At 49.2% G+C, this 22,103-nt stretch carries 24 protein-coding genes and 1 tRNA gene; 22 read left to right on the forward strand and 3 right to left on the reverse strand.

Going from position 1 to position 22,103, the window contains the following annotated elements; all coding sequences use genetic code 11:
* Positions 1 to 3: 3 nt before the first annotated feature.
* From mobA to spoIVA, 15 genes are all read left to right on the forward strand, one after another.
* Positions 4 to 591 carry a molybdenum cofactor guanylyltransferase gene (mobA, locus tag AC15IQ_RS08785; RefSeq protein WP_483178582.1) on the forward strand — a complete coding sequence of 196 codons (588 nt, stop codon included), beginning with the start codon at positions 4 to 6 and terminating at the stop codon, positions 589 to 591.
* A complete protein-coding gene (fni, locus tag AC15IQ_RS08790; protein ID WP_483178583.1) occupies positions 588 to 1,649 on the forward strand; it encodes a type 2 isopentenyl-diphosphate Delta-isomerase in 1,062 nt (353 codons plus the stop codon). Before mobA ends, fni begins: the two co-directional genes overlap by 4 nt.
* Positions 1,650 to 1,727: 78 nt before the next feature.
* Complete coding sequence (locus tag AC15IQ_RS08795; RefSeq protein ID WP_483178584.1) at positions 1,728 to 2,549, forward strand: DUF1614 domain-containing protein; 822 nt, start codon at positions 1,728 to 1,730, stop codon at positions 2,547 to 2,549.
* Positions 2,542 to 3,591 (forward strand): stage II sporulation protein P, encoded by a 1,050-nt coding sequence (spoIIP, locus tag AC15IQ_RS08800; RefSeq protein WP_483178585.1) that lies wholly within the window; start codon positions 2,542 to 2,544, stop codon positions 3,589 to 3,591. The genes AC15IQ_RS08795 and spoIIP overlap by 8 nt, the downstream gene beginning before the upstream one ends.
* Positions 3,592 to 3,783: 192 nt before the next feature.
* Positions 3,784 to 3,939 carry a hypothetical protein gene (locus AC15IQ_RS08805; protein WP_483178586.1) on the forward strand — a complete coding sequence of 52 codons (156 nt, stop codon included), beginning with the start codon at positions 3,784 to 3,786 and terminating at the stop codon, positions 3,937 to 3,939.
* Entirely contained in the window at positions 3,921 to 3,977 is a 57-nt protein-coding gene (locus AC15IQ_RS08810) for a hypothetical protein (RefSeq protein WP_483178633.1), read from the forward strand. Before AC15IQ_RS08805 ends, AC15IQ_RS08810 begins: the two co-directional genes overlap by 19 nt.
* Positions 3,978 to 4,179: 202 nt before the next feature.
* Positions 4,180 to 4,293, forward strand: coding sequence for a hypothetical protein (locus tag AC15IQ_RS08815; protein WP_483178587.1), 114 nt, complete (start codon positions 4,180 to 4,182; stop codon positions 4,291 to 4,293).
* Between the two features lie 225 nt (positions 4,294 to 4,518).
* Positions 4,519 to 4,713: a capping complex subunit for YIEGIA gene (locus AC15IQ_RS08820; RefSeq protein ID WP_483178588.1), complete on the forward strand. Its 195-nt coding sequence runs from the start codon at positions 4,519 to 4,521 to the stop codon at positions 4,711 to 4,713.
* Between the two features lie 207 nt (positions 4,714 to 4,920).
* Positions 4,921 to 5,145 carry a hypothetical protein gene (locus AC15IQ_RS08825; protein ID WP_483178589.1) on the forward strand — a complete coding sequence of 75 codons (225 nt, stop codon included), beginning with the start codon at positions 4,921 to 4,923 and terminating at the stop codon, positions 5,143 to 5,145.
* 303 nt (positions 5,146 to 5,448) lie between these two features.
* A complete protein-coding gene (locus AC15IQ_RS08830; protein ID WP_483178590.1) occupies positions 5,449 to 5,622 on the forward strand; it encodes a hypothetical protein in 174 nt (57 codons plus the stop codon).
* Positions 5,623 to 5,697: 75 nt separating this feature from the next.
* Positions 5,698 to 7,017, forward strand: a complete 1,320-nt coding sequence (locus AC15IQ_RS08835) for a DUF512 domain-containing protein (protein WP_483178591.1) — start codon at positions 5,698 to 5,700, stop codon at positions 7,015 to 7,017.
* 4 nt (positions 7,018 to 7,021) lie between these two features.
* Positions 7,022 to 8,344, forward strand: a complete 1,323-nt coding sequence (gene der, locus AC15IQ_RS08840; RefSeq protein ID WP_483178592.1) for a ribosome biogenesis GTPase Der — start codon at positions 7,022 to 7,024, stop codon at positions 8,342 to 8,344.
* 40 nt (positions 8,345 to 8,384) lie between these two features.
* On the forward strand, positions 8,385 to 8,975 hold the full coding sequence (gene plsY / locus AC15IQ_RS08845; protein ID WP_483178593.1) for a glycerol-3-phosphate 1-O-acyltransferase PlsY: 591 nt from the start codon (positions 8,385 to 8,387) through the stop codon (positions 8,973 to 8,975).
* Between the two features lie 23 nt (positions 8,976 to 8,998).
* Positions 8,999 to 10,012, forward strand: a complete 1,014-nt coding sequence (locus AC15IQ_RS08850; protein WP_483178594.1) for an NAD(P)H-dependent glycerol-3-phosphate dehydrogenase — start codon at positions 8,999 to 9,001, stop codon at positions 10,010 to 10,012.
* Positions 10,013 to 10,226: 214 nt separating this feature from the next.
* Entirely contained in the window at positions 10,227 to 11,705 is a 1,479-nt protein-coding gene (spoIVA, locus tag AC15IQ_RS08855) for a stage IV sporulation protein A (protein ID WP_483178595.1), read from the forward strand.
* Positions 11,706 to 11,807: 102 nt separating this feature from the next.
* Here spoIVA and abc-f read toward each other — a convergent pair whose 3' ends face one another.
* The 3 genes from abc-f to AC15IQ_RS08870 form a co-directional block, all read right to left on the reverse strand.
* On the reverse strand, positions 11,808 to 13,526 hold the full coding sequence (gene abc-f, locus AC15IQ_RS08860; protein ID WP_483178596.1) for a ribosomal protection-like ABC-F family protein: 1,719 nt from the start codon (positions 13,524 to 13,526) through the stop codon (positions 11,808 to 11,810).
* A 363-nt stretch (positions 13,527 to 13,889) separates the two neighbouring features.
* Positions 13,890 to 14,690 (reverse strand): NAD-dependent protein deacylase, encoded by an 801-nt coding sequence (locus tag AC15IQ_RS08865; protein ID WP_483178597.1) that lies wholly within the window; start codon positions 14,688 to 14,690, stop codon positions 13,890 to 13,892.
* A 329-nt stretch (positions 14,691 to 15,019) separates the two neighbouring features.
* On the reverse strand, positions 15,020 to 15,823 hold the full coding sequence (locus AC15IQ_RS08870) for a histidinol-phosphatase HisJ family protein (RefSeq protein ID WP_483178598.1): 804 nt from the start codon (positions 15,821 to 15,823) through the stop codon (positions 15,020 to 15,022).
* Positions 15,824 to 16,089: 266 nt separating this feature from the next.
* Between AC15IQ_RS08870 and AC15IQ_RS08875 the strand changes: the two genes are divergently transcribed.
* The 7 genes from AC15IQ_RS08875 (at position 16,090) to AC15IQ_RS08905 (ending at position 21,991) form a co-directional block, all read left to right on the forward strand.
* Positions 16,090 to 16,527: an ACT domain-containing protein gene (locus AC15IQ_RS08875; RefSeq protein ID WP_483178599.1), complete on the forward strand. Its 438-nt coding sequence runs from the start codon at positions 16,090 to 16,092 to the stop codon at positions 16,525 to 16,527.
* Positions 16,528 to 16,542: 15 nt separating this feature from the next.
* Positions 16,543 to 17,841, forward strand: coding sequence for a homoserine dehydrogenase (locus AC15IQ_RS08880; RefSeq protein ID WP_483178600.1), 1,299 nt, complete (start codon positions 16,543 to 16,545; stop codon positions 17,839 to 17,841).
* Between the two features lie 5 nt (positions 17,842 to 17,846).
* On the forward strand, positions 17,847 to 18,728 hold the full coding sequence (gene thrB / locus AC15IQ_RS08885; RefSeq protein WP_483178601.1) for a homoserine kinase: 882 nt from the start codon (positions 17,847 to 17,849) through the stop codon (positions 18,726 to 18,728).
* 56 nt (positions 18,729 to 18,784) lie between these two features.
* On the forward strand, positions 18,785 to 20,011 hold the full coding sequence (locus tag AC15IQ_RS08890) for an aspartate kinase (RefSeq protein WP_483178634.1): 1,227 nt from the start codon (positions 18,785 to 18,787) through the stop codon (positions 20,009 to 20,011).
* Positions 20,012 to 20,140: 129 nt separating this feature from the next.
* Positions 20,141 to 20,218 (forward strand) — tRNA-Pro (locus tag AC15IQ_RS08895).
* A gap of 148 nt (positions 20,219 to 20,366) precedes the next feature.
* The gene (locus tag AC15IQ_RS08900; RefSeq protein WP_483178602.1) at positions 20,367 to 20,753 is read left to right on the forward strand and encodes a DUF488 domain-containing protein; all 387 of its coding nucleotides are present in this window, start codon (positions 20,367 to 20,369) and stop codon (positions 20,751 to 20,753) included.
* A gap of 350 nt (positions 20,754 to 21,103) precedes the next feature.
* On the forward strand, positions 21,104 to 21,991 hold the full coding sequence (locus AC15IQ_RS08905; RefSeq protein WP_483178603.1) for a DMT family transporter: 888 nt from the start codon (positions 21,104 to 21,106) through the stop codon (positions 21,989 to 21,991).
* Positions 21,992 to 22,103 lie beyond the last annotated feature (112 nt).

Genomic DNA, 22,103 nt, shown 5'->3' on the forward strand with positions numbered 1-22,103 from the left:
CAGATGCCTGTGATGGCCGTTTTGTCAGGCGGGAAAAGTTCACGCCTGGGCACCAACAAGGCTTTAGTCGATCTTAATGGCATTACTGTGCTGCAATACATTTTGAACCGGCTTCAGCCCCATTTTAGCGAGACCTTCATTGTGACCAATGAGCCAGAATTGTATGCAGATTATCCGGCGCGGGTGATCACTGATATCTATCCCGGTAAAGGGCCGATAGCAGGTATTCATGCCGCATTAACGGCCTCATCTGCAGAACCGTTGTTTGTGATAAGTTGTGACATGCCCTTCATCACTTTCGAGTTGGCAGAACACATGCTTGAACAAGCTCCAGGTTTTGACGCGGTGGTGCCGGTCTTAAAAGGCCGTCTGCAGCCTACTGCAGCGGTGTACAACCCCAGTTGCCTGGAGTTTCTTATTGACTGCCTGGAAAACGACCTGCTCAAACTGACCAGGATTTTTCAAGACCTCAATACCCGTTATCTGGACGAGAATGCTCTGTCACAGTTCGGAACGGCCCAGGAGTTGTTTTTCAATATCAACGATGCTGCAGCGCTGCAAAAAGCCAGGGAAATGGTGAGAAGAATATGAGTATTCGGGCTAAACGAAAAGACGATCATATCGATATAAGCCAGAATTGTGCGGACGGGCCGGAGAAAAACGGTTTCGAAGATGTGGTTCTGATTCACCAGGCTGTGCCTGAGCTAGATCTGGAGCAGATCGATCTCGGCCAGCAATTTTTGGGCAAAAGCTTGCGATATCCCCTATTGATCAATGCTATGACCGGCGGCACCGATCAGGGTCATAAGATCAACCGAGCCTTGTCGGAACTGGCTTGCCAGTTCGGGGTGGCTATAGCAGTGGGTTCGCAGTCCATCGCGCTCTCCGACCCGGAGCGGCGAGCTTCATTTGAAGTGGTCCGGGAAGTAAACCCCCACGGCCTGGTTCTCGCTAATATCAGCGCCCTGGCGCGTCCTGATGAGGCCCTGCAAGTGATTGACATGATGCAGGCGGACGGTCTGCAATTGCACCTCAATGTTCCCCAGGAACTGGCTATGCGCGAAGGGGAAAGACAGTTTAAGGGTATGCTGGATAACATCAGCCATATCGCCTCTGCTTCTCCGGTTCCAGTCATCGCCAAAGAGGTCGGCTTCGGCCTGAGTCAAGAAAGCGCCGCCATGCTTTTTGCCGCCGGGGTGAAGATTCTCGATACCGGTGGGCAGGGTGGCACTAATTTCGTAGTGATCGAAGACCGGCGTCAGGGCTGCTTTGACGGCGAACTCGATCATTGGGGCATCCCCACTGCGGCTAGCCTGGCTGAGATTCTGTCACTGCAACTGCCGGTGCAGGTAATAGCGACAGGAGGCATAAGGACAGCCGTGGACGCCGCCAAAGCCATAGCCATGGGGGCTCAACTGGTGGGTATGGCGGCGCCGCTTTTGAAACTGTATTTCAGCCAGGGAGCGGTTGCATTACCTGAATATTTGCGCCAATGGCTGTATCGCCTCAAGGCGGTATTTCTGATGACGTCTGCTGCCGACCTCACTTCCATTCAGGAAAAACCGCTGATAATCAAGGGACAAACCCAGGCCTGGCTTGAGGCCCGCCAAATAGACTGCCGCCTCTGGTCACGTCGACCAAACCATTAGTCCATACCTATTGCTCGCCTTCGGTTACATAAAAACGCCCCTCATGGGAAATCTATTGCCATAAGAGTTTCAGAAAGGATGTGGCTTAAAGTGGCCAATTTTCCCTTTGGTCTGATTGCGCTTGTGGTGGTATCGATTTTGATCTATTTTGGAGTTGCGCACCGTGCTTTAGACCGTTTACGTATGACTGACCGGGCGGCTCTGGCGGTGATTGCTGCCATTATTATTGGCAGCTTCATCGACGTTCCGGTAAGCTCCCGGGTGACAATCAATGTGGGCGGAGTGATTACTGTCGGTGTTGCTGTCTGGTTATGGCTGGGAGCAGGGACCGCATTTGAAAAAATGCGCTCCGCCATAGCAGCTGCTGTTACGGCTTTGGTACTGTTCATTGGTGCTCGTTTCCTGGGAGCAGAGCCTGAAACCGTATTTATCGATCCTATTTACCTTTATCCATTGGTGGCTGGTATTGTTGGCTATCTGGCAGGAAGATCCCGGCGTGGGGCCTTTTTCGCCGCAGTAATGGGTGTGCTGGCCTTGGACATTGGTCAATACATTTATCTCTTGCAGAGCGGTGTCAGAGGCACAGTCCATCTAGGTGGCGCCGGGGCTTTCGATTCGCTGGTCCTGGCAGGAATATTAGCGATCCTGCTGGCTGAAATAATCGGTGAGAGCCTGGAACGCCTGGCCGGCGGTCCCAGCAGCGAAGACAAAGACCCCGCATTGTTAGAGAACCTGAAGGAACCAGCACCGGCCCGTAAACCTGCTCATAATTCAGAGGCCGAATATACCCAACATGATAAAGATGATGAACCCGATCAAGAGGAATTCAAGGATTGGGAAGACCGCGTCTCGGTTACCGGAACGCGTGGCCAAGAGGATAGGGGGGATGACCGTGTCTAGACTGGTTTCCTTTCTGCTGGTTATGGGCCTTGCCATAGGGTTGGGGCTAAGTGTTCCTGGCAGCGCTCAAGCGGTTTACGAGGAATTGCCCTCGGGGTATTACTTTTCGTTGGTAGATGAGAACAACAATACCATAACCCAAACCGGCGCACAGGTATATATAGGTGATGAGTACATCAGCGCTGATAATGGCAGATATCAGGTGGTGGAAGTATCCGGTCATACCGCCCGCTGCGTATATGTCGGCCAGGAACAGATGCCGGCAGTCAGCTTTGATAACAACCGCCAGGCCTGGGTTATCGACAGCCGGGAGATTCCGGTGGCGGCGTCTAAACCCACTATCGCCATTTATCACACTCACAGTGATGAATCCTATGTGCCCACAGATGGCAAAGAAAGTAAAGAAGGCAACGGGGGCATATACGATGTCGGCTATGTTCTGGCTCAGCGCCTGCAGCAATTGGGCTACAACGTGGAATACAATAAGAACAATCACAATCCCCACGATATCAATGCCTATAACCGCTCACGCCGAACCGCGACTGCCTTGATGAAAAACGGTTCACAGGTCTTAATCGACGTCCATCGCGATGCGGTGCCAGCTCAGCAATATCAGACCACCCTCAACGGGCAGCAAGCCACCAAAATCAAACTGGTGGTCGGCAAGAGCAATCCCAACATGAAAACCAACCTGGAATTCGCCAAACGGCTCAAGGCGGTTATGGACAAGAGCAAACCCGGGTTATCCAACGGCATCTTCATGGGTAAAGGGGATTTCAATCAGGACCTCAATCCCCGGGCCATGCTGATCGAGGTCGGTTCCCACACTAATCCCAAAGATGATGCCACCAAGGGTGTGACCGCTTTTGCGGATGTACTGTCCTCAGCCCTGGGTGGCAGCAGCGATACCAGCTCTGGGGGAGGACCAGCGGCCAAGCCTCTGCAACAGAGTTCGCCTTCCGCCTGGACCACTATATTGATCCTGATCATAGTTGCTGGGGCCGCCGGGGCAGGTTTCTATCTGCTTAATAAAATAACATAGGTCGCTGATGCCCGGTTACGGAACAGTTGTGTGGCAGGAATCGTACGGAGTTTCATTAACCGCTGGGTGTTGTTGCGCTATGATTGCCATGTTACCCTGCACTATCCCCTCCTTGGCCGTGACCCATCTGGCTAAACTTCATCGCCGCCAGCCTGGGGGCGGTGGCTATTCCACCATCCACTAGGCCAGATTATGCGGCGGTTACCTTTAGCCCTGGCAGCCGCAATTCCGGGAAATCAGGGACATGGAACGCAAACTTTGGCCAGCCTGGAGAACAAACTGATAGCCCGGGGGCATGACTATATAGAGGCATTGCTCAGGTATTTGAAGTGCGTAATTATCTGGTGATGTTGACCTCGGTGGTGACTGCGGTTACGCATTTGTAGGATGGCCGTTTGGCGTGATGGCTAGGATTCTGATGATATATGCTACCACCCGGTTGAGTGAAACATCGATAGGAGACATGGTCACCCATTCCAGCCAGCTCAAGTGAAGGTTTGTGGGGCTTTGCTGTTAGCCGATGCTTATGATGAATGTCGGCTTTGAACCAGAGCCCGTCCAGAAGATTCTGGCAGAAGCCTGGCAGTAGTGATCCATCCACGGGATGATGATGGACGCCTGACCCTACAAAGTCCGGGCCAGCGCATGGCTATTATTCATGATGAACCTCTATCCTGGGTGCCAAGGTGGGAAATCCTTTGAGATGGAATGGCGCCAATGGCCAGAATACATGCTGATAAGGCTACCTGGCCTTGTTTATCAATTGCCTAACAGGCCGGATATGGATGTGATGGTTGAGATGATCAAGAGGTGCCGGTTTTAGAATCAGCCCATGACGCACTAGTTTAGAAAGTTATTGGGGCAGAAAAGGCGTGGATTGAATGGAAATCAGCCTGAAGGAGTTTATTCTGGCCATTGTTACTCTGGATGCCAATAAGGTACAGGGGTTGCGGGTGTCCGGTATTCATAGTTCAAGACAGTGGCGAGCGAAAAGCAGAAGCTATTGTGAGCTTGGCTCGTATTCTGGGCAGCAATGTACATGATTTGGAAGGCAACATACTAATTATATATGTAAACATTAGACAAAGAAATTATTGTAGAAGTTATCATTGCTGCAATTGAGAGCTCATTCTTCGGTACTGGCTGCGACCTGCACTTAAAATTGATTGATGGTGCGATGCTTTAGCCGGATGATATGATGGTTATACCTTTTTTGATAAAGACCGAAATAAAGTGATTTCGGCACCATCCGTTATATGGGCACAGACGACCGTAATAATGGGAGTCTATGTGCTGGAGTAAAAAGAATATGGGGATCGGTGCACCTCAATGCTGATCAGCGTAGCACGCCTGATGGGAGTGGAACAGCATGAGGTTATAGCGGTGAACTGCATGAGCCGGGTCAACCTCTTGATGATGATCAGTGGTTTTCGTATCCCGGCGTCTGGGCTGGACCTTTGCTGGGACGTCGGTTTTTGTTTCAGGGTACCAAGGAGGCGTTTAAGAATTATCGTTAATCTAGTAGAAATAACCCGCCTAAAATCGGTGCAGTAGCGGTGAAGACATAGACATAATATTTGTTGGCCCCACCGGGAGTTCATCACGCATATAGCCGCCCATATTTTATGGGCGATTTGCATAACAATGATTATCGCCACATAAAACAATTTTGGTGATTGTGACTTGACTCAGAAAGGAGAACCTTGATTTATGCTTACGGAATTCAAGAGATGGCAGGGCACTCAAGGTCTATACTTTGGGGCGGGGAGGGCGCAATTATAAACTGGCCTCCACGATCATTTCCGACACCGTGACCTGTTTGGGGTAGACAGATGAATTGGTGGCTCCGGGCAGTTAATGTTCAGGGTTATCTGCTTTTATGCTTTGGGCGGCTATATACCGTCACGGATTTGGGGGCGTTATCTGTCTAACCTTCTGGCCGACTATCTGAGTGTGAGACAATTCGCACAAATCAGAGCCGAAACCCTGGCGTTTAAGAATGAGTTGAAGAAGCATGGCAATAATCTTTAACAGACCGGGAGCAGCTCTTGCAGGGCACTAATCGATAGGGGATAATAGTGGGGTAGATGAAGTGGGGGGAGCAATATGTCAGCTCTGATTAAAGATGTCGCCCCGGGAAGTATCGCTGCAGAGGTAGGGCTTGAGCCTGGGGATAGACTGTGTTCCATCAATGGCCGGGATGTTGCCGACATATTAGATTATCAGTTTGCAGTCGGAGACACTGTCTTGGAAATCGAGATTGAGAAAGCCGATGGGCAGAGCTGGGTGGTTGATATAGAAAAGGAGGAAGACGAGACCCTGGGGGTGATCCTGGATGGTTTCATCTTTGATAAAATGAAGGTATGCGCCAACCGATGTGTATTTTGTTTCGTCGACCAACTCCCACAGAATGTGCGAGCCACCCTGAAAATCAAGGATGACGATTACCGCCACTCCTTTCTTTTCGGTAATTTCATCACTCTGACCAATTTGAAACCAGCCGATTGGGACAAGATTTTAGCTATGCGGTTGAGCCCCTTATATATTTCGGTGCACGCTATGCATGCTGAGGTGCGTGCCCAGATGCTGCACAACAAAAAGGGCGCTCTTATCAAGGAAGGGCTGGAGCGACTGTGTCAGGCGGGTATCCAACTGCATACCCAGATAGTGCTTTGCCCGGGCATTAATGATGGGGTCATCCTTGAAGAGACTATTGAGCAATTAGCCGGGTATTACCCGGGAGTGCAGTCCATTGGCGTGGTTCCGGTCGGTTTAAGCGGCCATCGCCAGGGCCTGGCAGAGCTTTCGCCAGTTAGTGCGGAGCAGGCCGCGATTTTGATCGATAGGGTAGACAATTATCAGCTAAACTACCGACATCAGTATGGCATTGGGTTGGTTTACCTGGCTGATGAGTTCTATTTGCGGGCCAATCATGCCATCCCAGATAGCAGTTATTACGACGGTTTTGAACAAATGGAGAATGGCATTGGGTTGATCCGCCTATTCTGGGATGAGTTCTCAGGTTTGGAAAAAGATCTGCCGGAGCACGTAGAGCCCCGGGAGGTGCATATTGTCACCGGGGTGTCGGGCGCGGCTGTACTACAACCTATAGTTCACCGGCTTAGGCAGATAGATGGGCTAGCTGTAAACCTCATACCGATAACCAACCGTTTTATGGGTGAAAGTATCACCGTAACCGGTCTTTTAACCGGTCAGGATATCATCGCTGTCCTGGGTAAAAAATATAAAGGGAAAAACATCCTCCTGCCCGAAATCATCTTGAAGGCTGATGAGGACGTGCTTTTGGATGATATTTCGCTGGCACAGATCACCCAGGCCACGGAAGCGGTCATCCAGGTGGTGCCAATGCAGGCTCAGCACCTGGTTGAGGCTGTGGTGGGAACAATAAATATAAAAGCGGAGTAAAGCTATGTCAAAACCGGTAGTTGCCATCGTGGGCAGACCCAATGTAGGAAAATCTACCTTGTTTAACCGTCTGGCAGGAAAGCGCAAAGCCATTGTGGAAGATATACCCGGGGTGACCCGGGATCGTCTTTATGATGTCTCCGAATGGCTGGGCCGGGAATTCATCATTATCGATACCGGCGGCCTGCGCTTTGAAGAAACCGACAGTATAGCCCGGGGAGTGCAGTTGCAGGCAGAGATTGCCATTGATGAAGCCGATGTGATCGTTTTCGTGCTCGATGCCCGGCAGGGCATAACTGCAGAAGATGAACAGGTGGCGGATATGCTGCGCCGCGCACATAAACCGGTGATACTGGCGGCTAACAAAGTTGAGAATTTTGATCGGCAATTGGAATGGGTCGATTTTTATCGCCTGGGATTCGGTGATCCCATCCCTGTTTCAGCCATGCATGGCATGAACACCAATGACCTGTTGGATGCGGTTATCGCCCAATTCAAACCGTTGACTGCCTATGATGAAGACCCTGAAGCCATTAAGATCGCTATTGTGGGTCGACCTAATGTGGGCAAATCGTCATTGGTCAACGCCCTTTTAGGCCAAGAGCGGGTGATAGTCAGTGAAATACCAGGAACCACCCGGGATTCGATCGACACTCCATTTGAGTTTGCCGGTAACCGCTACATTTTGATAGATACCGCCGGCATCCGCAAGAAGTCGCGGATTAAAGAGGCCACGGAAAAATACAGCGTGATTCGCACCTTAAAGAGTGTTGAAAGGGCCGATGTGGTTCTTATTATGCTGGATGCGGTGGAAAAGGTTACCGAACAAGATCAGCGCATCGCCGGCTATGTGCATGAACAGAACAAGGCCAACATCGTCGTGGTCAATAAATGGGATGCGGTTGAGAAAGATGAGCGCACCATGAATCGCTATGATAAGGATATTCGCGAAGAGCTGAAGTTCTTGGCCTATGCTCCCATCCTTTATGTTTCGGCTTTGACCAGGCAGCGCATTTTCAAGATAATCGAACTGGTCGATTTTGTGGTCGAACAACACAACCGCCGCATTACCACAGCTGAGCTGAACCGGGTCATAAACGAAGCTATTTTGCTCAACCCTTTGCCTGGCGGCAGCAAGCGGGTAAAAATATTCTACACCACTCAGGTGACAACTGCTCCGCCTACCTTCGTATTGTTCTGCAGCGATCCTGAAGAGGTACATTTCTCCTATCTGCGCTACCTGGAAAATGTGTTGCGCCAAAATTTCGGTTTCGAGGGCTCGCCGCTGCGCCTTTTGGTGCGGAAAAACACTTCTAAGTATCAATGATGATGAGAAAACCACAGGGTTTTAGAGGAGGGGGAGATTAGTGAATTACTGGGTACTGATCTTACTGAGCTATCTGTTGGGAGCCATTCCGTTTTCATATTTGTTTGGCAAATACCTGGGGAAAGTGGATATATCCCAAAAAGGCAGCGGCAATATCGGGGCTACTAATGTTTTGCGTTCCACCAAAACATCTGTCGCAATTCTCGCTCTCCTAGGCGACCTTTTAAAAGGTTTTATCGCTGCCTGGATTGGCCTCAGTTGGGGCGGCCCGGTTGTGGCCGCGGCCTGTGGAGTCATGGTGGTGGTAGGCCACTGTTATACAGTTTTTCTTTCTTTTAAGGGCGGAAAGGGTGTTGCCACAGCTGCAGGGGTTATCCTCTTTCTGATGCCGCAGATATTTCTGGTTCTCCTTGCGGCCATGGTTTTATCGGTACTCTTGACCCGCTATGTCTCCTTGGGCTCAGTACTGGCAGCAGCCCTCTTACCCATTCTCTGCCTGATTTTGAGGGAGCCCTGGCCATATACCATTATGAGTCTGTTTCTAGCGGGTATGGTATTGTTCAGGCATCGTTCTAACATACAGAGATTGGTCTCGGGCCAGGAAGCCCGAATAACCGATAGGGCAGTATAAAAGAATCTATATGGGGAGATAAAATGAAAAAGGTATGCATCATGGGGGCTGGCAGTTGGGGAACCGCTCAGGCCCTGGTTCTGAATAAAAACGGTTTTAAGGTCACCATTTGGGGCCAAGCCGATGAAGTGGCAGCCATAAACAAGGATAAGGAAAACCGCCGTTATTTGCCAGGCTTGCCCATACCTGCGGATATCACCCTCACCTCCGACTTGGGCCAAGCGGTACAAGAAGCACAGCTGATAGTGGCGGCGGTGCCCGCCCAAGCAGTGCGACAGGTACTCGAACAACTGCGGCCCCTTTATAATCCTGGAACGGTTCTGGTCAATACCGCCAAAGGCATAGAAATAGCTACTGGAATGAGGCTCAGTGAGACTGCGGCTGATGTGCTGGGAAAAGACATATTGACATATTACGCAGCCCTCTCCGGTCCCAGTCATGCGGAAGAAGTGGCCCGCCAGGTTCCTACCGCGGTGACTGTGGCTTCCACTTGTGAAGAGACAGCTTTTTTTGTGCAGGATGCTTATATATCAAGATATCTCCGGGTTTATACCAACCTGGACCTGCCTGGAGTAGAATTGGGTGGAGCATTGAAGAATATCATCGCTCTAGCTGCCGGGATGGTAGTCGGATTAGGCTATGGGGACAATACCGTGGCAGCCTTGATGACTCGCGGGCTTATGGAGATTATCCGCATGGGTGTTAAGATGGGCGGTGCCTATCACACCTTTACCGGGTTGAGCGGAATAGGAGACCTGGCTGTGACCTGCTGCAGCGATTACTCCCGCAACCGCAGAGCCGGGATTTTAATCGGCCGCGGATATAGTTTGGATGAAACTTTGCAGGAGATAGGCATGGTGGTGGAAGGTATTCACACCACCCGGGTGATGAACCGGCTGGCGAATGAACTGGGGGTTGAAATGCCTATCACCCAGTCTTGCTATAATGTGTTGTACAATCAGGTGCCGGTGTCACAGGAAGTGACCAACATAATGTGCCGTGCCAGGCGTCATGAAATGGAGCAACTGGCGGAATAATACAGCAGCAGGTGTTGATCATTGGCATTACAATGACCAGAAAATCAAGAAAAATTGAGTGTGGACAAACCCACACTTTTTTTCTTTTCTGGTTATATTACCGAATATTGATAAATATATTTGTACTGTTATAGCGCAATGGGATATTAAGGGGTGTCTTACATCGGAGGGAGGATGCCTTTTAAAGTCTGAAACAAGGGAGGGAAAATGAGAAGTGGATAGTAACAATATCTTGAACGATATTGCTGAAAGAACCGGCGGCGATATCTATTTGGGAGTCGTAGGCCCTGTAAGATCAGGTAAGTCAACCTTTATCAAGCGCTTCATGGAGCTAATGATCATCCCCAATATCAAAGACGTATATGATCGGGAAAGGGCTGTAGATGAACTTCCCCAGAGTGGTGCTGGGAAAACCATCACAACTACCGAACCCAAATTTGTCCCTAACGAAGCTATAGAAATCACCACGCAGAACGGCGTGAGCTTCAAGGCTCGGCTGGTAGACTGTGTGGGCTATGCTGTTGAAGGGGCTTTGGGTTACGAAGAGGGTGATGAGCCTCGCATGGTTAGAACTCCCTGGTTTGACTATGAGGTTCCCTTCGAAGAAGCGGCCGAAATAGGGACCAGGAAGGTCATTGTAGATCATTCCACCATCGGGATCGTTGTGACCACTGACGGCTCCATCAGTGACATCCAGCGTTCATATTATGTCCCGGCGGAGGAAAGGGTCATACAGGAACTGAAAGACCTCAACAAACCGTTTATAATCATTCTCAATTCGGTGAACCCATTTAGCACGGAAACCCTGCGCCTGGCCGAAGAACTGGGGCAAAAATACGGCGTCAGCGTTACACCCATAGACGTAGCTCGTATGTCCATGGAACAGATCTATGGTCTGTTGGAAGAAGCCCTGTATGAATTTCCGGTTCATGAAGTCAACATCAAGCTGCCTGGTTGGGTCGATGAATTGGATGCCGACTTCTGGCTCAGAGATGGTCTGGAGACCTCGATACGGGACATCTTGAATGAAATCCGTAAGGTCCGTGATATCGATCAGGCCATCGAAAGGCTTTCCAATGTGGAAAATGTCAGCTATGTGAGCCTGGAGGAAATGAACCTGGGAACTGGCACCGCAGCTGTGGATGTATCTGTGCCCGATGAATTATTCTATCGCTCTTTAAGTGACGTCAGCGGCTTCACCGTAGAAGGCACCCAAGATATCATGCGCTTAATGAAAGACCTCAGCGTTGCCAAGAAAGAATATGACAAAGTATCCTCTGCTCTGGTTGAGGTGCAGGAATCTGGCTATGGGGTAGTCACCCCACGGTTGGAGGAGATGCTTTTAGAAGAACCTGAACTGATCCGCCAGGGAAGCCGGTTTGGGGTCAGGTTGAAGGCTAAAGCCCCATCATTGCACATCATACGTGCAGATATAACCACCGAAATAACCCCCATAATTGGGACCGAGAAACAGTGTGAAGAGCTGGTGCGCTACATACTGGATGAGTTTGAAGAAGATCCTGCCAAGATCTGGGAATCCAACATCTTTGGCAAATCCCTGCATGATCTGGTCAGAGAAGGTATTCAGAACAAACTGCACCGTATGCCCGAAAACGCTCAGCTGAAACTGCAGGACACCTTGCAGCGCATTGTCAATGAAGGCAGCGGAGGCTTGATCTGCATAATCGTGTGAATATATGTTAAAACCACTTAAACCGGCCCCCAAAGGCCGGTTTTTTCATTGTGACGTAGGGGCGGGGCTCTGCTCCGCCCGTAGGGGACGGCGGTTTCACATCTACCCTTTGCTTGGTTTGATTTCGTTTTTGCGTTGCACCAATTGGGTGTACTCTTTATCAAGCGATATATATTCTGAGGTATCTGGTTTTACTCGGTTAAGTTCATTCAAGACCCAGGCGATTTTTGTCTCCAGTAATAAGAGTTCTTCTTTATTTGCGGATGTTTCGGAATCAAAAGTAACTTTATTAAACTGTTTTTCTGTCAGGTATGATTCTACTTTGCCTTCTATGCGGATTATCTTTTGTTTATCGAAAACCAGCAAATGCTGGCAAACTTGTTGTAATAGGTAACGATCATGGGAGATGATTAGTATTGTTCCTGGAAAATTAATGAGACTTTCTTCCAAAGCCTCACGGCTGTAGACATCAAGATGGTTAGTAGGCTCATCTAGAATGAGCAGATCACGTTCACCCATAATGGCTAGTCCCATAGCTATCTTCATCCGTTCTCCCTGGCTGAGTTCCCCCATGGCCACCCCAAGTCGGTCATACGGTATCCCCAGTTGAATCAGCAGTTGAATGGTCCGCTTCTGCTGTTCACGAGTCCAATTCGCGACCAGATCAAGCAGGGTTGCTTTTTCGCCCTGGGGCAATTCCTGACTAACATAGGCTGCCTGGGCTGCTTGGCTGAGGAATATCTCCCCTTTATCCAGAATTTCCTCCCCCAGAATAGCCTTAACCAGGGTGGTCTTTCCACAACCATTAGGGCCCAGTATACCTATCTTTTCACCCCGGTTTATATAAAATGAACTATCCTTGAATAGGACCAATTCTCCATATGTTTTGCTGATCTCATGAGCTGCCAACAGGCGCCGGGCACCTTTTCTCCGAGCATTTAAATCGAAGTTGACTCGCGGCTCTTTTTGAGGACGCTCAATCTGCTCCCGTCTCATCTTTTCCAGGCGTTTAATCTGCGATTTTATGGCTTGATCACGTTTTTTAGCCTTTTTGCGAAAATATTCTTTCCCGCCCATACCTTCTCCCTTATGTCGGGATTCACGGTGGGCTTTAGTGGACCAGGTCTTTAGCTGAGTTACAGCGGCCTCAATCTTCCTTTGTTCCTTCTGCTGCGAATCATAGGCGTGTTGCCTGCTTGCACGGTCTCTTTGCCTGGCTTTCCGATATGTCGAATAGTTGCCCTTATATATTCGGATAATTCCGTTTTCCAACTCCGCTATTTGCGATACCGTTTGGTCAAGAAAATAGCGGTCATGGGAAATAATTATGGCTGCGCCCTGGTAAGAAGCCAATTTAGATATAAGATAGCTGGAACCCCGATAATCCAAATGGTTGGTGGGTTCATCCAATATTACCAAATCAGGCCGGGAAGACCAGACCCTGGCTAAAGCCAGCTTGGTTTTTTCTCCTCCGCTAAGATTCTGCAAGCGCTCCCCTGACCAGTCTTGAACCCTGGTTATGCCCATATGACTGACGAATTCGCCAAAGGCTTCTTCTTGACCCTCTAACTTATTAATATAGAGCTCTGGTTCCGATTCCTTCTGGCCTAGGTAACCTATAATTATTGGTTCTCGAGGAGTGCTCAAGCTGCCTTCATCATAGTCGAGACAGCCCGCAAGAATATTAGCCAGGGTACTTTTACCGGCCCCGTTACGACCGACCAGGCCTATCCGATCCCCCCGGCAAATATCCAGATCTATGCCATTCAAAATGATGGTATCTCCAAAGCTTTTTTTCACCTGACGGCAGCTAATTAGCATTAAAACACCTCCAGAAAATATGCAAGGTTGTAAGCAACACTTGTTACTTACAACCTGTTGAGGCCATATAAGTATCACCTGCAGTCACAAAACCATTGCGATTCTTAAACTGCATTATTATGTGAGATTAGCAGTAACAAGCATTCTGGGCATAACAGAACTGATAGATGCTGGTCGCCCTATAGTCCTGTATTGCGTTTGTTTAGGCCAGAGTATGCTCGCGCACTGCCGTTCTCCATTCTTCATTATTTACGGATACATTTTAGCATGAATGTATTACTTCCATCAAGAATATCAGGCTGCATTAATGCCAGTAAAAAATATTGAGTAATTTTTTATAGACGAATAGCATTTTGGAATTAGCTAAGTTCTTATACGCTTGATTTCTTGCATTATCTGCGTCAAGCATTCGCCCGTGCTTCCCTGAATAAAGTAGTCGGAAAGGCCGCCGTTGGTCAGGGGAGTCGGTTCCGCATTAATTTCGATAATAATAGCTCCGCCATTTTGCTTGGCCGCCAGCGGCAAGCCAGCAAAAGGATAGACAGTTGCTGACGTTCCGCAAACCAGCATAACATCAGATTTAACGGCTTCGTGCAGACTCCTGGCCGCTACTTCCTCTGGAATAGGCTCATTAAAAAACACAATGTCCAGCTTCAAGGCATGACCGCAATTGGGACAAATGGGCGGCAGTGAATCATTCCGGAGCATTTCTTCCAAGTTGAACTCATCTTTTTCATATTTGGAAGCACAATTCATGCAACGGAGCTTTGAATAATTACCGTGGTATTCGATTAAATTTCTGCTTCCTGCGCTGCTGTGCAGATTGTCGATGTTCTGGGTAATAACTGTTTTGATAATACCCATATTTTCCAGCTCAGCCAGGGCTAGGTGACCCAGGTTGGGTTGATATCCGGACAGATCCCTTAAGAGGCTGGCTGAAGTAAGCCTCTCGATCCAGTGTTCTTTGGGATCACGCAGGAACTTGGCAAAGCTCTGATACGCTTTACGCTCGGCTTCCGGGTCGGTCGTCCATAAACCGTTTTTACCCCTGAAATCCCGTATGCCGGATTCTGTACTGATTCCTGCTCCAGTCAATGCAACGGCATAGCTGGCTACATTCAATTCCTGAGCGGCTTTTTCTATGTTATTATTTGCAGTTTTCAAACCAACCCCACCCTTCGCATCATTGTATCCTAATTCTAACATATCCACTTATTTATATTGAATTAGTGAAGCGCCTTACCGATGACAAACGATCAAGATTATACTGACATAGAGATTATCGATAATGAATTGAAGACACGATTGATATAGGCGTACGAGTAAAAAGATTAAAACAACTATAAACGAAATAGAACGTTTACATAGCTAAAGCCTCTAACCAGGGGATATTTGCGTTTAGCATATAGGGGAAATATGCAAATGAGTAACAAATCCGATAGGAAGCGGTTGTTTCCTCGTTTTCCGAAAAAACAAAAAAATGATTACTTCTATTATAACTTATGGAACACAGGCACCATCCGGTCAAAGGTGGCATAGTATTTTACCCCGGCACGCCGCGCCAAAGCCATGGCCTCATCAAAATGATAGGTGATGTATTCAGGTGAATGGGCATCAGAGCCGAAGGTTACAAATTCACCCCCCAATTGTACATAACGGCGCAGCCAATCCTCCCCCGGTACCTCCAGTTTGCCCAGGGTGCGATAAGTGGCCGTGTTTACTTCAATGCACTTGCCCAGCGGGATAATATACTTAAACAAAGCATCAATTTCATCTGGGGCATAATGGAAAAACAGTCGGGGATCCTTCTCCGAATGGGCTCCCTTGGCCGGGAAATCAATATGTCCCACACTACTGTAAAGGTCCGCGTTCAACTGCTTAATGCCGGTCAAAATCGAACTTATATAATCCCTGAACACCTGGGCTATGGTCTTACCTTCATAGAAAGCAGGATCAAAGGGGTCAATATTATTGATGGAATGGGCACTGGCCAGAACAAAATCAAATTGCACCGACCGCAGTTCTTCTTCAAGCTCAGGAAAATGTTCCGCCGCCAGCGAGATGCCGGCTTCGATCCCAAACTTAATATTGACCCTGGATGAGGTTAACCGGGCGAAACGCTCTTTATAATCTTGCAGGTTGACATGCCAGTCTTTGCCTCTATAATAATGGATTTCCAAATGTTCAGTAAAACAAATCTCATCCAGTCCCAACGCTTCGGCTTGTTTTATTTGCTTAACAGGACTGGTTGAACTATCAGTTGAAATAGACGAATGTAAATGATAATCACAACGCATAACGGGAATATCTCCTTAAAAAAGCCTTTTGCTTAAAGCTTATGAAGGAAGCCGGCCCCCAAAATATTTAATTCCAGTCAGTCTAGTCTTAACAGAAAAGATAAATTAATTCAACCTCATAAAAAATATTGCAAGAAATTGCATCACAGGGGACGGGTGAAGATTTCATCACCTCTAGTAAAGCATTGTCGAATCGTTGCGGTAGTGATATAATGTCCGTTATATGGAATCAGTAGTCTACCTGTGGTGAACAGGAGAAGCAATTTATGACCATGCGTTATTATCTGGTACGTGAAGATATCCTACCCGAATCTATTCTCAAAACCGTACAGGCCAAGGAGATGCTGGCCAGAGGGGAGGCCATGTCAGTCTCCGCAGCGGTAGAAAAGCTGGGGCTGGCGCGCAGTACGTTTTACAAGTACAAGGACGGGGTCAATACCTTTTTTGACGCCAAAGGCCTGGAGATAATCAATATCTCGTTGCTTCTGCGCCATGTTTCAGGTATTCTATCAGGGGTGCTGAATTGTATAGCTGCATATCATGGCAACGTGCTCACCATTAACCAAAATCTGCCCCTCAATGGGGCCGCATTGGTGACCGTGTCTCTGAGCATAGAAGAACTGAGTATAACCGTAGACGAATTGATCAAGCATTTAGGAGAACTAAACGGCGTAGTCTATGCAGAAATTGTCGGCAGAGGTTAAACAGGAGGTCGCGACATGATTTATATTGGGTTGCTGGGATGCGGAACAGTGGGCTCGGGAGTAGTAAAACTGTTAGAGCAGAATCAATACACCATTGCCCGTCGTGCCGGTGAGGGGATTCAAATCAAAAAGGTGTTGGAAAAGGACAGCGAAAAATGCCTGCAACTCGGTTTGGATCAGGCCGTTATGGCCGGCAGTATCAATGAAATTCTCGACGATCCGGACATTCAGATCGTGGTAGAGCTGATCGGTGGCATACAGCCCGCCCTGGATTATATTCTGGAGGCCATGCGCCGGGGCAAGCATGTGGTTACTGCCAACAAGGACCTGATCGCCGAACACGGTATGATCCTGTTCGAGACTGCCACCGCATACAAAGTGGATTTCTATTTCGAGGCCAGCGTAGCCGGAGGTATACCCATCATATATCCCCTTAAGCAGTCTTTGGCAGCCAACCGCATCAAAGAGGTCATCGGCATCTTAAACGGCACTACCAATTATATCCTCACCAAGATGTCGCGTGAAGGCCAGCCTTTTGAAGAGGTCCTGGCCGAAGCCCAGGCCCTGGGCTATGCTGAAGCCGATCCTACCGCAGATGTGGCGGGGCTGGATGCCGCCCGCAAGATCGCCATACTCTCTTCTATAGCGTTTAATACCCGGGTGACCTTCAGTGATGTCTATGTAGAAGGGATAACCGCCATAACCCCGGCAGATATCCGTTATGCCAGCGAGTTGGGCTATGTGGTCAAGCTTTTGGCGGTGGCCAAAGAGAATTCACAGGGACAATTGGAGATCAAGGTTCATCCTGCATTTTTGCCTGATTCCCATCCTCTGGCGGCGGTAAACGATGTCTTCAACGCGGTCTTTGTTAACGGCGATGCAGTAGGCGAAGTGATGCATTATGGACAGGGTGCCGGTCAACTTCCCACGGCCAGCGCTGTCTTGGGGGACGTTATCGATATCGCCCGCAATATTCAGTATGGCATCAGTGCGCGCATCGGCTGCACCTGTTATGAAGACCGTACTATACTCGATATTAACCAGCTCAGTGCGGAGTTCTATATCCGTATGACAGTCACCGACCGCCCTGGGGTCTTGGCTGGCATTGCCGGTGTGTTCGGCAACAACAATGTCAGCATAGCCTCAGTGATCCAGAAGACCAGCAGTGGTAATTGTGCAGAATTGATATTGATCACCCACAAGGTGCAGGAACAGAATATGCGCGATTCCCTGGCGGTTCTGCAGGGAATGAGCATCGTCAGCCGTATTGATAATGTAATCAGGTTGGAAGGCACCGAACGAATGGAGGTCTAACCTGAATGGTCAAGGTTATTGTACCGGCCAGCAGTGCCAACCTGGGAACCGGTTTTGACACTCTGGGATTAGCCTGGCAGCTCTATTGCAAAGTCACCGCAGTTGTCGAGGATGTAAATAACACCGATAATAGAACGCCTCCCGGCGACGATTTGCTGACCCGGGCTATAGGACTGGTATTCGATCAGGCCGGAATTGAAATGCCGGCCATGAAACTTGAAATCAACAGCGAGATTCCGATGGGCAAAGGATTGGGAAGCAGTGCAGCCGTCATTATCGCCGGCCTGTACTTGGCTAATCACCTTTTGAAATACCGCTTTACAGACTCACAGTTGCTCGACTGGGCATTAAGCCTGGAGGGGCACGCCGACAATATCGCTGCAGCAGCTGCTGGGGGGCTGACCACCGCCATGGTAGTCGACCAGCAGGTTTATTACCAACAGGTTGCAGTGCGGGATAACCTCCAGTCAGTGATCGTGGTGCCCGACTTCACACTGCCTACCCGCGAAGCCCGGGCAGTATTGCCCCGCCAGGTCGGTTGGGAAGACTGTGTGCACCACACCCAGCAGGCCTGTTTTGTGCTGCAGAGCCTGGCCAACGGTGACTACCGCCATCTGCAGCTGGCCATGGATGACACCATAGTGCAGAGGGCGCGTCAGCAGTTGATCCCTGGACTTTCACAGGTGCTCGACAGCGCTGTCCAGAATGGCGCCCTGGGGGCCTGTTTAAGTGGTGCCGGGCCTTCAGTATTAGCCCTGGCTCAGAGCAATCTCGCTGCCATCGGCCAGGCTATGCAGGATGCCTTTGCCGCCAGGGGTATAAAGAGCCAGTGCCTGTACACCGCAATTGATCAATACGGAGTCAGGATAGAAGAATACGACGTCTAAAACTATGTAACTGCTTTTATATGGCATTCATAATTAGGGAGTGAATAATCTTGGGCTTGTTGGTAGTGAAATTCGGAGGGAGTTCGGTAGCCTCTATCGAAAAGATCAAGAGCATTGCTGAAAGAGTATCCGTCATGCGCGAAGAAGGCAATCAGGTGGTGGTAGTGGTCTCAGCCATGGGCGACACTACTGATGAGCTGATCGATCTGGCCGGTGCTACCGGTGAGCAGAAATGGCACCGGGAAATGGATATGCTGTTGGCCACCGGTGAGCAGCAGTCTGCGGCCCTCTTAGCTATGACTTTAAATAGCCGGGGCACCCCGGCAATATCTTTGACCGGATGGCAGGCCGGCATCAGAAGCGATGATACCCACAGTAAAGCCAGAATAATAAGCATAACCAATGACCGTATCCTGCAGGAACTGGAGCAGGATAAGGTGGTAGTTATCGCCGGGTTCCAAGGTATTTCCCCGCAGGGCGACATCACCACCCTGGGGCGCGGCGGTTCCGACACCACTGCGGTAGCTCTGGCAGCCAGTCTGTTGGCTGAACGCTGCATCATTTTCACCGATGTTGAGGGGGTTTTCACGGCCGACCCGCGTCTGGTTCCCAAGGCTCATAAGATGGCCACCATCAGCTATGAAGAGATGCTGGAAATGGCTAGCTTGGGTGCCGTGGTTATGCAGCCCCGGGCCGTGGAGTGTGCCATGCAGTATCATGTGGAAGTAGAAGTGCGCAGCAGTTTCAAACCCGATCCTGGAACCATTATCACGGAGGTAAACAGAATGGAGAAACAGAGAGTAGTCAGCGGCGTGGCTCACGACACCAATGTAGCCCGGATCGCTATTTTTGACGTTCCTGACCGGCCTGGTGTGGCCAGCCTGCTCTTTAACAGACTGGCTGCGGAAGGCATTAATGTAGATATGGTAATACAGAGCGCCATGCGGGAAAACCGCAATGACATCGCTTTCACTATTGAAAAACCTGATCTTAACAAAGCCCTTGCGGTAGTGGAGGATGTGGTAAGCGAACTGGGAGCCTCCGGTTTATCCTATGATGCCGATGTTGCCAAGGTATCAATTGTGGGTGCGGGAATGCAGAGCCATCCGGGAGTGGCTGCCAGGATGTTCGAGGCCCTGGCTGAGCAAGGCATCAATATCCATATGATCAGCACTTCGGAAATCAAGGTTTCCTGCCTGATCGATGAGGACCTGATCGCCCAAGCGGTACGAGCATTGCACGCCAAGTACCAACTGGACAATGGCAACGGGGGCTGCTCTTAGGCGATTGCTGTCGTCATCCGATCATGGCGCAAACGCAGCACATGCCGTAGCTTATGGCGGACCGCTCGCCAGACAAGGCCTCAATACGCTTGACTTATATAAACATCTGTTATAAAATGATTTTTGCGTCGGGGTGTAGCTCAGTTTGGTATGAGCGCTACGTTGGGGACGTAGAGGCCGCTGGTTCAAATCCAGTCACTCCGACCATTATGAAGATTAAGGCTTTTCGAATTTTCGAAAAGCTTTTTGTGTATAGGGAACATGATAGCTCGGGCCGGCTTGTCAGTAATCTGAACTTCTTTGCAGTCAGAGACAGCGGGAATAGTCAAAGAAGCTCGGCGTGATATCAAAAAGGATGGAAGATTTGAAGGTGGCGAAAACAATTCTGAAGCTGAAAAGAGTCTATCAAGAAGCGGGCAGCGATGACGGTTATCGGATTTTGGTCGATAGGCTATGGCCTCGGGGGCTTGCTAAAGAAAAAGCCGGAATAGATTATTGGGCTAGAGAAATAGCCCCGTCGCCTGAGCTTAGAAAAACTTTTAACCATGAGGCCGGCCGGTTCGAAGACTTTAAGTTCGCTTATACATGTGAACTGAATACCAGTGAACTAGCTAAGGAATTTCTGGACCTGATTGGGGAAAAGCTCCAGAACGGAAATGTCACCTTTTTATTTGCAGCCAAAAGTGAAACGATAAATCATGCGGTAATATTAAAAGATTGGATAGAAAAAAATTTGGTTTAAGCAGGTTCTGAGGGCTGGGATCCCAGGGGATCTGTAAATAGTTGGTGTTTGCATGGAGTGGCTAATGGTCAGTCATTTTTTTTGCATATACCGATTTGCGCAAGTTGACCATGGCAATGGCACAATATATCCTTAACACAGTAAATTTGTACGATTACGCAGTAAAATGAGCGAAGTGAGTTAATGGATCCTATACAGGTGATTAAAGACCGTTTACCGGAACTGCGCCAACATTATCCGATTACCCGAGCGGAGTTTCCGGGTCGTAATGCTTAGAACTGTCACAGCCGCACTTTTCCTGCAAGGGCAAAGCGGGCTGGATGACACCAGGTTAAGGGGGAAGCCAAGGGGTGAACCGGCGGCTGTGGGGGGCGATTTCATTATCGCTGGCTACAAGTATATGGGGTAGTTTATATGTGGTCAGCAAATATGTAATGGACTTTGTGCCTCCATTCACATTGCTGTGGTTGCGCTATCTTATAGCCGGTTTGGTGCTGGTGATAGTGATGGTTCTATATGGCCAGCATAGAATAAAGCGGCAGGATATGCTGCTCCTGGTCTGGATTGGCTTTATCGGCTATTTCGTGTCGATAGGCGCTCAGTTTTTAGGCACCAAGTTCACTGACGCCCACACCGGAGCATTGCTTACCACCAGTTCACCGGTGTTCACGGTATTGCTTGCCCGGCCTCTTTTGCAGGAGAGCCTGGATATGCGCAAACTGGTGGCTCTATTCCTGGCAATGCTGGGCATTGTGATGGTAATTGGGCTAAACCCCGAAGGTGAGAAAAGCTGGCAGGGCAGTCTGTTTTTGATCCTAGCTGCTATTACCTGGGCATTGTTATCCATTTATGTAAAAAAAGCCTCAGCCCGCTATTCTACCCTTACCATCACCACCTATGCTGTGCTATGTGCAGTCTTTTTCACCACTCCGGTAGCAATCATAGAAATGCAGTTCTATGAAGTGCGAATGTTTGCCAACAGCCTGGTCTGGTTGGGAACTTTGTATATCGGTATCATATCCACTGCAATAGCTCTATTTCTCTGGAATAAAGGCATGGATTTGATGGATGCAGGAGTAGGTTCACTTTTCATGTGCTTTCAGCCTGTGGTAGGTTCATTATTGGGATGGCTATGGTTAAATGAAAATCTTTCCCCTGGTTTTTTTGCCGGAGCAGCACTCATTCTGGCCGGGCTGATCATAGTGAACTGGCCCCGAGCCGACCAAAGCTGCAGTTAATAAATGGCCTTGGATTCACCTGCCAAACCGGTCTGGGGCCATAGAAAGCCTGCGCAAAAGGACTGCCAATAGCAATTTGGCCGAAAACAGCCCGCAACGGAGAAATTTACTG

This window comes from Syntrophomonas sp. DTU019, assembly GCA_913757435.1.
Taxonomy (GTDB): domain Bacteria; phylum Bacillota; class Syntrophomonadia; order Syntrophomonadales; family Syntrophomonadaceae; genus DTU019.

What these genes read in the sequence shown, in the direction of transcription:
- mobA (WP_483178582.1), top strand. Translation starts at nt 4, where the DNA reads ATGCCTGTGATGGCCGTTTTGTCAGGCGGGAAAAGTTCACGCCTGGGC.
- fni (WP_483178583.1), top strand. Translation starts at nt 588, where the DNA reads ATGAGTATTCGGGCTAAACGAAAAGACGATCATATCGATATAAGCCAG.
- AC15IQ_RS08795 (WP_483178584.1), top strand. Translation starts at nt 1,728, where the DNA reads ATGTGGCTTAAAGTGGCCAATTTTCCCTTTGGTCTGATTGCGCTTGTG.
- AC15IQ_RS08805 (WP_483178586.1), top strand. Translation starts at nt 3,784, where the DNA reads ATGCGGCGGTTACCTTTAGCCCTGGCAGCCGCAATTCCGGGAAATCAG.
- AC15IQ_RS08820 (WP_483178588.1), top strand. Translation starts at nt 4,519, where the DNA reads ATGCCAATAAGGTACAGGGGTTGCGGGTGTCCGGTATTCATAGTTCAA.
- AC15IQ_RS08825 (WP_483178589.1), top strand. Translation starts at nt 4,921, where the DNA reads ATGCTGATCAGCGTAGCACGCCTGATGGGAGTGGAACAGCATGAGGTT.
- AC15IQ_RS08830 (WP_483178590.1), top strand. Translation starts at nt 5,449, where the DNA reads ATGTTCAGGGTTATCTGCTTTTATGCTTTGGGCGGCTATATACCGTCA.
- AC15IQ_RS08835 (WP_483178591.1), top strand. Translation starts at nt 5,698, where the DNA reads ATGTCAGCTCTGATTAAAGATGTCGCCCCGGGAAGTATCGCTGCAGAG.
- der (WP_483178592.1), top strand. Translation starts at nt 7,022, where the DNA reads ATGTCAAAACCGGTAGTTGCCATCGTGGGCAGACCCAATGTAGGAAAA.
- AC15IQ_RS08850 (WP_483178594.1), top strand. Translation starts at nt 8,999, where the DNA reads ATGAAAAAGGTATGCATCATGGGGGCTGGCAGTTGGGGAACCGCTCAG.
- abc-f (WP_483178596.1), bottom strand. Translation starts at nt 13,526, where the DNA reads ATGCTAATTAGCTGCCGTCAGGTGAAAAAAAGCTTTGGAGATACCATC.
- AC15IQ_RS08870 (WP_483178598.1), bottom strand. Translation starts at nt 15,823, where the DNA reads ATGCGTTGTGATTATCATTTACATTCGTCTATTTCAACTGATAGTTCA.
- AC15IQ_RS08875 (WP_483178599.1), top strand. Translation starts at nt 16,090, where the DNA reads ATGACCATGCGTTATTATCTGGTACGTGAAGATATCCTACCCGAATCT.
- AC15IQ_RS08880 (WP_483178600.1), top strand. Translation starts at nt 16,543, where the DNA reads ATGATTTATATTGGGTTGCTGGGATGCGGAACAGTGGGCTCGGGAGTA.
- thrB (WP_483178601.1), top strand. Translation starts at nt 17,847, where the DNA reads ATGGTCAAGGTTATTGTACCGGCCAGCAGTGCCAACCTGGGAACCGGT.
- AC15IQ_RS08900 (WP_483178602.1), top strand. Translation starts at nt 20,367, where the DNA reads ATGGAAGATTTGAAGGTGGCGAAAACAATTCTGAAGCTGAAAAGAGTC.